Here is a 13,518-nt window from a genome sequence, read left to right on the forward strand (position 1 = left end):
GCGTCCAACGCCTCCGCAGTATCCATGCCCCCCAGCATGATCAAAGTCTATCCAGGGGCACCGACAAGTTGGGCCCGTCGATCCACGAGGACGTCAACACCCACGAACTGCGGGGAACAACCGCTGAGCACGATCCGCTACCCCAACTCCGCGGCGACCAGCGCTATGGGCCGACCTGCTAGTGCGCGAAGTGCCGCGACCCGGTGAGGTACAGCGTGACACCCGCCGCCTTTGCCGCGTCGATGGTTTCCTGGTCGCGCACCGAGCCGCCCGGCTGCACGATCGCGCGGATGCCCGCGGCGATGAGCCCCTGCGGGCCGTCCGGGAACGGGAAGAACGCATCGGAGGCGGCCACCGAGCCTTTCGCCCGGTCCCCCGCCCGCTGCACCGCGAGGTGCACCGCGTCGACCCGGTTCACCTGACCCATGCCGACACCGACCGAAGCACCTTCGTGGGCAAGCAGAATTGCATTCGACTTCACCGCACGACATGCCCGCCAAGCGAATTCGAGGTCCGTCAAGGTTGCCGCGTCAGCGGCCTCGCCCGCGGCCAGGGTCCAGTTTGCGGGATCGTCACCGGCGGCGTGTATCTCGTCGCGCTGCTGCAGCAGCACCCCACCGGAGATCGGCCGTAGTTCGGCACCACCGGCGCGCGGCGGCTCCGCGATCAGAATGCGCACGTTCTTCTTGCGCGCCAGCACCTCGACGGCACCGTCGGCGTAGCCGGGCGCGATGATCACCTCGGTGAAGATCTCGGCCACCTGCTCGGCCATCTCGACGGTGATCTCCCGGTTGGCCGCGATGACGCCACCGAACGCACTCACCGGGTCACAGGCGTGCGCCTTGCGATGCGCCTCGGCGATGTCGGAACCCAGCGCGATACCGCAGGGGTTGGCGTGCTTGATGATCGCGACAGTCGGCTCGGCGTGGTCGTAGGCGGCGCGCCAGGCCGCGTCGGCATCGGTGTAGTTGTTGTACGACATCTCCTTGCCGTGCAACTGTTTTGCCTGCGCCAGCCCGGGTGCTGCGGCATCGTTGCGATACAGTGCCGCCGCCTGATGCGGGTTTTCGCCGTAGCGCAGCACCGCCCCGCGGTTCCACGTCGCACCAACCCATTCCGGGAACACCGGCGCATCGCCCTCGTCGGTGGTGTCACCGACGAGGACGTTCGACATCCAGCTCGCGACGGCCACGTCGTAGGCCGCGGTGTGTTGAAACGCCTGTGCTGCAAGGGCAGTCCGCTCGGTGAGGGTGAACCCACCGGCCTTGACCGCAGCCAGCACATCGGTGTAGCGGGCCGGATCCACGACGACGGCGACCGACGGGTGGTTCTTCGCCGCGGCGCGCACCATCGACGGACCGCCGATGTCGATCTGCTCCACGCACTCGTCGGGGGTGGCACCGCTGGCCACGGTCTCGGTGAACGGGTAAAGATTCACCACGACCAGCTGGAACGCCGCCACACCGAGCTCATCGAGCTGTGCGAGATGTTCGTGCTTGCGGGTGTCGGCCAGGATGCCGGCATGGACGCGCGGATGCAGGGTCTTCACCCGGCCGTCCAGCGTCTCCGGAAATCCGGTCAGCTCTTCCACTTTGGTGACCGGGATACCGGCGTCGGCAATGCGCGACGCGGTCGATCCGGTCGACACCAGCTCGACTCCCGCCTCGTGCAGACCGGTGGCGAGCTCGACCAGCCCGGCCTTGTCGTACACGCTTACCAGCGCACGGCGAATTTCGGTACGTTCACTCACTGAGAATCCGGGCCTTTCGTCCATCGGAGTCGACGCCGTGCACGGCAACCGCCGCCACGACCTCCGCCAACAGTCTTCGCTCCACCACTTTGATGCGTTCGTGCAGGGTGTCCTCGTCGTCGTCCGGCCGAACGGCGACGGCTTCCTGCGCCAGGATCGGCCCGGTGTCGACGCCGCCGTCGACCAGATGCACCGTGGTGCCGGTGACCTTCACACCGTAGGCGAGCGCATCGGCGACACCGTGCGCACCGGGGAACGCGGGCAGCAGCGCCGGGTGGGAGTTGACGATCCGCCCACCGAACCGGTCGAGGAACACCGGCCCGAGGATCTTCATGAACCCGGCCGTGACGACCAGATCGGGCTCGAACGCCGCGACGGCGTCGGCGAGCGCGATATCCCACGCGCCGCGGTCGGTGAAGTCCCGCAACGCGACCCGAAAATGGGTGAGGCCGGCGCGCTCCGCATGCGCGGTGGCCGCGCAGTCGCGGTCGACGCCGAGCCCGACGATGCGCGCCGGGTATTCGGCGGCCGAGGCGGCATCGAGCAGGGAGGCGAACAGGGTCCCGGCTCCCGATGCGAGCACGACCACCCGAGCCGGAGCGGACGGGGCCGGGCGTTGCGGTTCACGCGGGGCGTTCAGCGTCGTACTCCTGGCACTCGACGGAAAGTGGGCGCTGCGGCTCGGCAAATGGGAATCGCCCGCCGCCGCCTGCGCCGCAAAGCCTATCCGCCCGGCTGACCACGACCCTGGTCGAGGTCCATTTCCACGACCTCGGCATCGACGATGTCGGCCGTGTCGGCCTCGGCGTCTACTTCGTCTTGTGGTGGTGCACCGATGAGTTCGGCGTCGACGGGCGCGGGCGTGGCGATGACGGGCGGCGCGCTGTCCACCGCTGCAACACCGATGGGCGAATCGTCACCGGCGAACGGTGACTCGTCTGATCCGTCGGCGCGCGGCGGACGCGCACCGCGTGCCAACGCGACCAGTCCGCCCAGCACACCGAACCAGCCGAGCGCGCACAATCCCGCCCACAGCGCCTGCGGACCGAACATGCCGAACGCACCGAGCGTTCCGCCGGAGATCGCTGCGGCCAGCACGGCGGCAACCCCGATCAGCGCCCCCGCCGTCAGTGCGGCTTGGGCGGCGGCGATCCGGTGCGCACAGGCAAGTGCGCAGTCCCGACCGAGCAGCCCGCCGAGCACCGCGGGAACGAGCAGCAGCGCCGCCCACCACGGCGCCGCGGGCCCGGTGGGGACGGCAGCGAACAGCGGGAACGCCGGAATCTCGGCACCGGTCACGTCGAACAGCCCGATGCTGCCGGTACCGGTCTGCACCGGGGCGCCGAGCAGAAAAGCCGCTGCCGAGATGACGACGTTCGGCAGATACGCCACTACGAGTACGAACACACCGATGACGCCGGTGAACCCGTCGACGACGTCGAAGCCGTCGAGCACGGTCGAGGCGTGGACGAGTAGCGAGAGCACCGCGAGCACCGCCCCGGCAATCACGAGCCTGCGCAGCGCGGTCACCGCGGCGAGCGCGCCCGCGACCGCCCAATCCGGTAGCCGGGCCGCCATCGCGATTTCCCGCCAGCGCGCGTGCAGCAGACCCGCGACCACGCCGATCAGGTGGATCAGCGCAACCCAGCCCAGCGCGGCGAGCGCGGACGGCGAATCGAGCGGGATCACCTCGGCAGCATCCGCGACGACGGCAAGCGCGATCAGAGTGCAGACCAGCGGCCCGGCGATCGCGGCCGCCGCGATGGCGCCGATCTCGCGCGGCGACTTGGCGCCGGCCACCGCTCGCTCGCAGGTGCGCGCGACGAACCAGATGACGCCGATGGTCGGCAGCAGCGGAAGCAGGCCGAGGGTGCGATCGCCGATGGTGAGCGGCACCTGGTGGATGCCGAGCCAAGTGCCCGCGATACCGCCGAACGCCCCGGTGAGGTCGCTGTTCGCGGCGACCAGGGACACCACTACCAGCGTCGCGACCAGGGCCAGCGCCACCAGCGCGGGCCGGAAGGCGACCACGACGAGGGTCTTGGCACGTTCGGGGGACAGTTCCGGCAGGCCGCGGCGTCCACCGTCGGGATCGCGGGTGACTCGGCTGTCTTCGGTGTCGAGTACTGCGCTCATCGGGCCCAGCCTGTCATCACCCGCAGCGCGTCAGGGAGAGGCGCGCCGCGGGTGCGGGCGACTGGGGTTGGGCTAGTTCTTCTCGTCGTCGGACGGCCGGAACGCCTGCGTGGCGTCGCCGCCGGCCTCGGTCCCGGAGTCCTGCGTCGGAATCGCCTGGGTGGGTCCGGCGGAGGTGTCCTTGCCTGCGGACTCACCGGCCGGGTACGACGGCCACTGGCCCGGGTAGCCGCCGGACGCGGCGGCACCGTACTGCTGGCCGTAGCCCTCCTGCCGCGGATACTGCGGCTGGCCGTGGGACGGCTGTGCCCCCTGGCCGTGGGACGGCTGTGCCCCCTGGCCGGGGGACGGCTGTGCCCCGTAACCGCCCGACTGCGGGTAGCCCTGCGGGCGGCCGTAGGGCTGGCCCTGCTGGCCGTAACCCGGCTGGCCCTGCTGGCCATAGCCGGGCTGCTGGCCGTAACCCTGCTGACCGCCATAGGACGGTGCGCCGTAGCCCTGCTGGCCGTAGCCGGACCCGTAACCACCGCCGCCCTGCTGGAACGGCGCGTAGCCGCGCTGCGTGGTCTTCGCGGGCAGCGTGACCAGCCCGGTGCCGAGCACGAACGCGGCAATGGCCACGGCAGCCTCGAGGAACGCGATCACCAGCGTCGCGTACGCCGCGCCGGCGAGCTTGACACCCTCACCGAGATTGAGCGACTGCACCAGCAGCGTCACGAAGCCGACCGCCGCTGCGGCCGCGGCCACGCCGCGCAGATCCTGCTTCGGCAGCAGCGACAGCCCGGCGGCCACACCACCGAGCAGCAGGAAGCCGAGCAAGGCCGTCACCGAGCCGAGTTCGAAGATGCTGCTGGACGCACCGCCCATGCCCGACATCGCGTGGAAGGTGACGTACGGCGCGAAGCCGAGCAGGAAGACCACCACACCGAGCACGGCCGTCGCGGCGAGCAGCAGCCGCGGCAGCCGCTCGTCGGCGGTCGCCGCGGACTCGCCGGACGGTGTGGCGTCACCGGGTGTCGCGCCTCCGGTGGGCCCGGCTGGGTATGACATGTCATCTCCTCATCGTGCGGTGTGGTTTCGTCCACTGCCGACGCTACTAGCCGGACCCGACGGGCGAGGAGGACGTGCCCGGAGCGTGCATCCCGAATACGCGAAAACCCCGACCGCCCCGCACACTGCTGGTGTGCGGGCGGTCGGGGTGGTTTCGAAACTGTCAGGCCGAGACGGCGGCCTTCTCCAGGATCTCGCGAGCGAGCGCGGCGGTCGCGGACGGCGTCTTGCCGACCTTGACACCGGCGGCCTCGAGGGCCTCCTGCTTCGCGGCGGCGGTGCCCGACGAGCCGGACACGATTGCGCCGGCGTGACCCATCGTCTTGCCCTCCGGCGCGGTGAAGCCCGCGACGTAGCCGACGACCGGCTTGGTGACGTTGGCCTTGATGTATTCGGCCGCACGCTCCTCGGCGTCGCCGCCGATCTCGCCGATCATCACGATCAGCTTGGTCTCCGGATCCTTCTCGAAGGCCTCGATCGCATCGATGTGTGTGGTGCCGATGACCGGGTCGCCGCCGATACCGATGGCGGTCGAGAAGCCGTAATCACGCAGCTCGAACATCATCTGGTAGGTCAGCGTGCCGGACTTGGAGACCAGGCCGATCGGACCCTTGCCGGCAATGTTCGCCGGGGTGATGCCCACGAGTGCCTCGCCGGGGGTGATGATGCCGGGGCAGTTCGGGCCGATGATCCGGGTCTTGTTGCCCTTCTCGACGTTGTAGGCCCACGCAAACGCGGAATCCTGCACCGGGATGCCCTCGGTGATGACCACGAGCAGCGGGACCTCCGCGTCGATGGCCTCGATGATGGCGTCCTTCGAGAACGCCGGGGGGACGAACGCGATGGAGACGTCCGCGCCGGTCTTCTCGATCGCCTCGGCGACGGAAGCGAACACGGGCAGTTCGACGGGGTTGCCGTCCTTGTCCGTGTGCGACACGGTCGTACCGGCCTTGCGTGCGTTGACGCCGCCGACGACCTGCGTGCCCGCCTTGAGCATCAGAGCGGTGTGCTTGGTGCCCTCGCCACCGGTGATGCCCTGGACGATGACCTTGGAGTCCTTCGTGAGGAAGATTGCCATTGTTTCCAGTCCCTTTACTTCGCGGCGAACGCGAGTTCGGCAGCCTTGTCGGCGGCCTCGTCCATGGTGGCGACCACCGTGACCAGCGGGTGGTTGGCCTCGGCGAGGATGCGGCGGCCCTCGTCGACATTGTTGCCGTCGAGACGGACGACCAGCGGCTTGTTGGCCTCGTCACCGAGGGTCTGCAGTGCACCGACGATGCCGTTGGCGACCGCGTCACAGGCGGTGATCCCGCCGAAGACGTTGACGAACACGCTCTTGACCTGCGCGTCGTTCAGGATGACGTCGAGGCCGGCGGCCATGACCGCGGCCGAAGCGCCACCACCGATGTCGAGGAAGTTGGCGGGCTTGACGTTGCCGTGCTTCTCACCGGCGTAGGCGACGACATCCAGGGTGGACATGACCAGTCCGGCGCCGTTGCCGATTATGCCGACCTCGCCGTCGAGCTTGACGTAGTTGAGGTCGTTCTCCTTGGCCTTGAGCTCGAGCGGATCGGTCGCGTCCTTGTCCTCGAACTCGACGTGATCCGGCTGCCGGAAGTCGGCGTTGGCGTCGAGGGTGACCTTGCCGTCGAGGGCCAGGATCTCGTCTTCCGGGGTACGGACCAGGGGGTTGACCTCCACCAGGGTCGCGTCCTCGCCGACGAAGACCTCCCACAGCTTCTGGATGGTCACCGCGGCGGCGTCGAGCACCTCGGCGGGCAGATGGCCCTGCTCGGCGATGCTGCGCGCGAACGCGAGGTCGACACCCTTGACGGCGTCGACGGGAACCTTGGCCAGCCGGTCGGGCTTGGTCGCGGCGACCTCTTCGATCTCCATGCCGCCTTCGACCGAGCACATCGCGAGGTAGGTGCGGTTGGACCGATCGAGCAGGAAGGAGATGTAGTACTCCTCGGCGATGTCCTTCGCCTCGGCGACGAGCAGCCTCTTCACCACGTGGCCCTTGATGTCGAGGCCGAGGATGTTCTGCGCGTGGGTGAGCGCGTCGTCCGGGGTGGCGGCGTACTTGACGCCACCGGCCTTGCCGCGGCCGCCTACCTTGACCTGCGCCTTGACCATGACCGGCTTGCCGATTTCCTCGGCGATCGCACGAGCGTCGTCGGCCGTGTCGGTGACCCGGCCTGCCGACGACGGCACTCCGTGCTTGGCGAAGAGTTCCTTCGCCTGGTATTCGAAGAGATCCATATTTCACCGTCTCGTCTGCGTTGACGCCCACCCGAGGGTTAGGGGCGGGCCCGTAGGGACTTTAGTCAGTGGGATCGTGGGACAACCCACCGCCTTGACTGCTTGTGGTCCATGTCACCTGCGGCGTGCGGTCCCGCGACGCGCAGGAGCGGAGCCTGCGCAGCGACCAGTCGCTGGAGCGGAGCCTGCGCAGCGACCAGTCGCAGGTCCGACTCTACGTCCGGCGTCCAGCGGCGGCATCGCGGCGTCCGCACAGCAGCGCGGCAACGGCGAATGCGACGATCGCGACCACCGCGAACGGCACACCGGGACCGGGGCTTTCGCCGGTCAGCGGCCACCAGAGAAGATAGCCGAGCACGGCGAGCGCAGCGCCGGTGAGCAGCGCGATCGCCCGGGCCGGACGAGCGCCGGCCGCGACCACGGCGGCACCGATGAGTACGGCGGCCAGTTGCGCATGCCCCCAGGTGTCCCAGCCCCAAGGCAGGTCGAACGACGTGGCGCCGCGGTGTATCGGCAGGGCAAGGGCGACCGTCGCGGAAACGGCCCCGGCACCACCGACTGCGAGCAGCGTGGGATCCCGATCCGGCAGGTCGGCGAGGTCGATCTCGTCGCGTTCGGCGGCACCGGCGAAGCCGACCAGAACGGCCGTCGCGGCCGCGGCGAGCACCCCGATCATCGCGAAAACGCCGCCGACACCGATCTCGATGCCAGGGATGCGCACACCGTCCAACGCAGCCTGCGTCACCCCGGTGGCGCCGAGCGCCGCGGCAGCGGCGATCGGGACCACCGCGGGCCGGACCGTGGCGGCGAACTCGGAGAAGAACAGCCACACGCAGGTCGCGGCCAACCCGAGCGCGGCAACGAGTGCCGGACCGTCGGCGAGCACCTCGGGTGCCGTTCGCCCGGCAGGCACCACCAGCGCGGGCACCAACGCACCGACCGCGACCAGCACCGCGGTGAGCACGCCCATGGCGCCCGCGAGAGCATGAATGACAAAGGTGGACAGGGACTTTCGACCTCGCAGCGTGGTTTGGGGATCGTCTCGCTCCAGCGCGCGACGATCGCGGCGCGCGACCAGGGGAGGTATCGCGGCGCCGACCAGCACCAATGCCGCGGCGGCGAGTACCGCCACCAGAGCGGCCGGCGTCGGCGAGAGGCCGGGATCGGCGCTCGCGCCGAGACGCGCAGCCGCGAACGCGCACGCGGTGAGTCCGAGGCCGGTGAGCAGCCCCGCGGCCGTCCACGCCTCCGGTGAGGCGAGTGCCAAGCCGGTGCCGATCAGCACGACGAGCCCGAGCGTGACGGTGCCTGCGATGGTCGACGCCGATGACTCAACGAACGGATGCACGACCAGCACCGGATCCGTCGCGGTCCAGGCGGCGGGAATGAGGGCGATAGCGAAGGCGAACGCGATCGCGACGCTCGTACCGGCGAACCATGGCCCCAGCCGGACACCGATCGGCCGCCCGGACAGGTCGGGATCGACCGAATCGCCATAGCCGTCGCGCAGGGTCACGCGGTGCAGTAGCGCCAGCCCGATCCCGCCCGCGAGGACGCCGGCGAGATGACCCGCGATCACGAGCCAGGCGCCACCGGACAAAGTCAGGTCGGCGGCCGAGAGGGGTCGAAGCAGTTCGAAACGATTCGAGTCGATCGGGCGACGCAGTAGACCTGCATCGAAAACCAGTAGCGCCGCGCACACCGCGCCGAACCCGACGAGCAGGCCTCCGGTTGCGGCCGCACACCCGCGGATCGCCGCGAATATCGCCAGCCCGGCGACCGTGAGCATGAGCAGGGCCGCGCACCACGACGCCGCAGCGACGGCGCGGGGATCCGGGCCGGCGGCGGCACCGGCCACGCCGATCATGGGCGCGAGCGCCGAGGCGACGACGGCCAGAACAACCGCGGCGACGCCCGCCCGAAGGAGAGTTTTCCCGTCGGGCAGTGCGCTGACCTCGACTGCAACGGACATGCCGGTAACGTTAACGTCTCGCACAGGTCACCGACCGGCTTCCGGATGACCGTTTCGCGCGGTCCGGCCGCATTCCCCGAAACGCCCTGATCCATGCTGTGATTGGCATCACACTTGGCAAACCTCCAGGTGATCGGGTTGCGCCCCTCGGAACCATTTCGTTACCGTCGGATTTACCAAAGTCACATTCCGGTCACAACGGGGAGGCTAGAACCTTGACTTCGCACCGCTCAACAAGGCGCACATCGCGCCAGGCGAGCGGGCATGCGGACCTCGCCCCGTTCGAGCCACGTTCGAGCCGCACCCTTAACCCTTCGCAGGGTTACTCGTTCAAAACCCTGGCCGGCGGTGTCCTCGAGTTTCCCGCGGTAGCGCAAGCCGAAACCGCTTCCTCCTCCGATGTGGCACAGCCCGCGAACGAGACCCGGGTCGAAACTCGTGGTGGTCGGCACCGCGTAGCCGCGCCGTCGCACGGTATGCGCAGTCGCGCCGCGGTAGTCGCCCTCGCTGCGGGTGCTGTCGCCGCGGCCACGCAGGCGGCGAGCGAAGGCACCCCGGCCCAGGCTCCGGCCACCGAATCCACCGAAATCGCGCTTGCCGGCCGCACGTCGGAGGTCTCCGCGCTCGCGCCGGACGTCACCGCCACCGCCACCGCCACCGCCGCAGGCTCCGACGACACCGCCGCGGCGCCCGCGAAGAAGGCACCGCAGGTGCTCAACGTGGCCGCCCCTGTCGACCTGACTCAGTTCAACGACCTGATCGCCAAGGGCCAGAAATTCGCGCAGGAGCGTGCCGCCGAAGAGGCCGCCAAGCTCCGCCCGCTCTACGTCAAGTTCACCGACGGCACCTACACCTCGGGTTTCGGTGCCCGTTGGGGTACCTCGCACCTCGGCATCGATATCGCCAACTCGATCGGGACCCCGATCCGGGCCGTGGCCGACGGCGATGTGATCGATGCGGGCCCGGCCTCCGGCTTCGGCATGTGGGTCCGGCTCAAGCACGCCGATGGCACGATCACCGTGTACGGGCACATCGACTCGGCCACGGTCGCAGTCGGCCAGCACGTGATGGCCGGCGACGAGATCGCCAAGATGGGTAACCGCGGCTTCTCCACCGGCCCGCACTGCCACTTCGAAGTCTGGCTCGACGGCGCGAACAAGGTCGACCCCATTCCGTGGCTGGCCTCCAGGGGCATCAGCGTCGGCGCCGAGCGCGACTGACCATCCGCCGCACTCACCCGCCGCGCGGTGGCGCACCCCGCACTACGCCCTAGAGCTTCACCATCGGCACGCCGCCGATCAACATGAGTCGCACCTTGCCTGCCGTGCCGAAATCGATCGTCACGGTTGCGCGCGGACCGATCCCATCGGCGGCGATCACCGTGCCCAGCCCGTACTTGTCGTGGCTGACCCGATCGCCGACGTCGAGAACGAGTTCGGTGTTGTTGCGCTTCGACCCGGGCGCCGGGCGCACGTAGCCGCCGGCCCGCCCCGCGGCGCTGCGCATTCCCGGCCGCTCGGTTCGGGTCCAGTCGCGTTCGAACCCCTCGTCCCGGTCGTCGCGCCGGCCGCCACGCCCACCGCGTGCGCCGAACGAAGCAGCCGGATCCAGCCGTCGCCAGTCCAGAAGTTCGCCCGGAATCTCTTGCAGGAAGCGTGATTCCGGGTTCGAGATCGGCTGGCCCCAGGCCGAGCGCATAACCGCCCGAGTGAGGTAGAGCCGCCGCCGCGCCCGCGTGATGCCGACGTAGGCGAGCCGCCGTTCCTCGGACAGCTCGGCCGGGTCACCCAGGGCGCGCATGTGCGGGAACTGTCCGTCCTCCCAGCCGGTGACGAACACGACCGGGAACTCGAGCCCCTTCGCGGTGTGCAGGGTCATCATCGTGACGACGCCGTCCCCGGAATCCGGGAGTTGATCGGTATCGGCGACGAGCGACACGCGCTCCAGGAACGCCGCGAGCGACCCCGGCTCCGGTTCGCCGTCGGAGGCCTCCGCATCCTCGGCGGTGTCCAGATCGACCGCGTCCCTGCCGTCGGCGTCGGCCTCGGCGAGCGCCGCGAGGTTGCGCGCTTCGGAGCTGAATTCGCTTGCCACGCTGACCAACTCGTTGAGGTTATCCAGCCGGGCGCCGTCCTGCGGGTCGCTGGAGGCTTCCAGTTCGGCCCGGTATCCGGTGCGGTCGAGGATCGCCTCGACCACCTCGCCGACGTCGAAAAATCCCTCGTCACTGCGCGCGGCAACGGTGCGCAGCCCGTCCATCAACTCGAGGAACCCACCGATCGCGCGCTGCGAACGAGTGTTGAGCAGCGACACCTTTCCGTCCGCCGCGTCGCGCAGCGCGTCGCCGAAGCCGATGCCCTTCTGCTCGGCATGTACGACCACGCACGCCTCGGCCCGGTCGCCGATGCCGCGGCGCGGGGTGTTGAGGATCCGGCGCAGGCTCACCGTGTCCTCCGGGTTGTCGATCACCCGCAGGTAGGCGACGACGTCGCGAATCTCCTTGCGCTCGTAGAACCGCACCCCGCCGACAACCTTGTAGGGCAGCCCGAGCCGGATGAAAATCTCCTCCAGCGCGCGGGAGTTGTTGTTCGTCCGGTAGAACACCGCGACGTCGTTGAACTTCGCCTCACCGGCATCGACGAGACGGTCGATCTCGCGGGCGACGAAGGACGCTTCGTCGTGCTCGTTGTCGGCGACGTATCCGGTGATCAGCTCGCCATCCCCGGCGTCGGTCCACAGCCGCTTGTCGCGCCTGCCGACATTGCGCGAGATCACCGCGTTGGCTGCGGTCAGGATGTGCTGGGTGGAGCGGTAGTTCTGCTCGAGCAGGATCGTCTGCGCGTTCGGGTAGTCGCGCTCGAACTCCTCGATATTGCGGATCGTCGCGCCCCGGAACGCGTAGATCGACTGGTCCGCATCGCCGACCACGCACAACTCTCCCGGCGGCACCTCGCCACCGGAGGTGCCGACGAGCTCACGGACCAACACGTACTGCGCATGGTTGGTGTCCTGGTACTCGTCGACGAGCACGTGCCGGAACCGCCTGCGATAGTACTCGGCCACCTGTGGATGGCTCTGCAGCAGCGCGACCGTCTCGCCGATGAGGTCGTCGAAGTCCATCGCGTTCGCGCCGCGCAACCGCCGCTGGTACTCGGCGTAGACCCTGGCGACGAGGCGCGGCAGATCGCCGCCGTCCTTCTCCGCATCGTCGACGGCGCGCTCGGGGCCGATCAGTTCGTTCTTCAGGTTCGAGATCGCGGTGGCCAGCATCCGGGCGGAAAACTTCTTCGCATCGAGGTCGAAGTCGCGTCCGATCATCGTCAGCAAACGCCGGGAATCGTCGGCGTCGTAGATCGAGAAGTTGGAGTTCATCCCCGACAACAGCCCGGATTGCGCGCGCAGGATCCGCACACAACTCGAGTGGAACGTCGACACCCACATATTGCGTGCACGCGGACCGACGAGGCCGATCACCCGCTCACGCATCTCCGCGGCGGCCTTGTTGGTGAACGTGATGGCCAGTACCTGCCCGGGCGTCACGCCACGGGCGGCGAGCAGGTAGGCGATCCGCCGGGTGAGCACCGCGGTCTTGCCGGAGCCGGCACCGGCGACGATCAGCAGCGGCGACCCGGTATGCAGGACCGCGCGGCGCTGCTCCGCATTCAGCCCGTCGAGCAGGCGGGTGACGACCTCGTCGGAGTCCCCGTCACGGCGTGCGGTGCTTCGCCCGACGGTGTGATTCCTCGTCGGCGCGGTGTCATTGTTGGGCGTGGCAGCAGCGTCGTTCATCGCTCGTCAACGCTACCGCTGCGCACCGACGCCGCGTGCACGCCCCGCAACGCGCGTCGCCGGAAGGCATTCACAGCATCCTCCCAGCAAAACGGGTTTGGCCGATCATTGCGGGCGTGGCAGACTCGTATCGGCGTTCGACAGCGCCCACGCGCCGATCCGACGGCGAGACCGACCGTGAGGTCGCGTCGCCGGTGAACCAGGACCGAGCCGCCACGCGCGACACGCTCGTCCGGATTGCCACCCGAGGAGACGATATGGCCCCCACGACCGACACCGCAGACGCCGACGCGGTGCCCCGCAGCGAAGAAGAGATCGACAATCTTCGTCACGAGATCGATGATCTCGACGCGCAGATCCTCGCCGCGATCAAGCGCCGCACCGAAGTCTCCCGAATCATCGGCCGCACTCGGATGGCCTCCGGCGGCACCCGCCTGGTGCACAGCCGCGAGATGAAGGTCATCGAGCGGTTCAGCGAACTCGGCCAGGAGGGCCACACCCTGGCGATGCTGCTGCTGCGCCTCGGGCGTGGCCGCCTCGGGCACTGACCGATCCGGAT

Annotated in this window: 9 protein-coding genes and 1 pseudogene; 2 read left to right on the forward strand and 8 right to left on the reverse strand. The window is 69.2% G+C overall.

The genetic code is table 11. From position 1 onward, the window contains the following. Positions 1-178: 178 nt before the first annotated feature. From purH to OG921_RS20755, 7 genes are all read right to left on the reverse strand, one after another. On the reverse strand, positions 179-1,750 hold the full coding sequence (purH, locus tag OG921_RS20725) for a bifunctional phosphoribosylaminoimidazolecarboxamide formyltransferase/IMP cyclohydrolase (protein WP_266114412.1): 1,572 nt from the start codon (positions 1,748-1,750) through the stop codon (positions 179-181). Further along, positions 1,743-2,390, reverse strand: a complete 648-nt coding sequence (gene purN, locus OG921_RS20730; RefSeq protein ID WP_266114541.1) for a phosphoribosylglycinamide formyltransferase — start codon at positions 2,388-2,390, stop codon at positions 1,743-1,745. The genes purH and purN overlap by 8 nt, the downstream gene beginning before the upstream one ends. A gap of 83 nt (positions 2,391-2,473) precedes the next feature. Continuing rightward, on the reverse strand, positions 2,474-3,886 hold the full coding sequence (locus tag OG921_RS20735; protein WP_266114413.1) for a DUF6350 family protein: 1,413 nt from the start codon (positions 3,884-3,886) through the stop codon (positions 2,474-2,476). Between the two features lie 72 nt (positions 3,887-3,958). Further along, on the reverse strand, positions 3,959-4,936 hold the full coding sequence (locus tag OG921_RS20740; RefSeq protein WP_266114414.1) for a DUF5336 domain-containing protein: 978 nt from the start codon (positions 4,934-4,936) through the stop codon (positions 3,959-3,961). A gap of 163 nt (positions 4,937-5,099) precedes the next feature. After that, complete coding sequence (sucD, locus tag OG921_RS20745) at positions 5,100-6,014, reverse strand: succinate--CoA ligase subunit alpha (protein WP_266114415.1); 915 nt, start codon at positions 6,012-6,014, stop codon at positions 5,100-5,102. 14 nt (positions 6,015-6,028) lie between these two features. Then, complete coding sequence (gene sucC, locus OG921_RS20750; RefSeq protein WP_266114416.1) at positions 6,029-7,198, reverse strand: ADP-forming succinate--CoA ligase subunit beta; 1,170 nt, start codon at positions 7,196-7,198, stop codon at positions 6,029-6,031. Between the two features lie 214 nt (positions 7,199-7,412). After that, positions 7,413-9,170, reverse strand: a complete 1,758-nt coding sequence (locus OG921_RS20755; protein WP_266114417.1) for a hypothetical protein — start codon at positions 9,168-9,170, stop codon at positions 7,413-7,415. 434 nt (positions 9,171-9,604) lie between these two features. Between OG921_RS20755 and OG921_RS20760 the strand changes: the two are divergent. Continuing rightward, a pseudogene (locus tag OG921_RS20760) lies at positions 9,605-10,390 on the forward strand (M23 family metallopeptidase); the annotation flags it as partial. A 49-nt stretch (positions 10,391-10,439) separates the two neighbouring features. On the opposite strand, the gene pcrA reads toward OG921_RS20760, so the two are convergent. Next, the gene (gene pcrA, locus OG921_RS20765) at positions 10,440-12,959 is read right to left on the reverse strand and encodes a DNA helicase PcrA (RefSeq protein WP_266114418.1); all 2,520 of its coding nucleotides are present in this window, start codon (positions 12,957-12,959) and stop codon (positions 10,440-10,442) included. Between the two features lie 257 nt (positions 12,960-13,216). Here pcrA and OG921_RS20770 point away from each other — a divergent pair, with 257 nt between their 5' ends. Continuing rightward, on the forward strand, positions 13,217-13,507 hold the full coding sequence (locus tag OG921_RS20770) for a chorismate mutase (protein WP_266114419.1): 291 nt from the start codon (positions 13,217-13,219) through the stop codon (positions 13,505-13,507). Positions 13,508-13,518 lie beyond the last annotated feature (11 nt).

The sequence above is a fragment of the Aldersonia sp. NBC_00410 genome (assembly GCF_026342035.1).
In the GTDB taxonomy this organism is placed as follows: Bacteria; Actinomycetota; Actinomycetes; order Mycobacteriales; family Mycobacteriaceae; genus Aldersonia.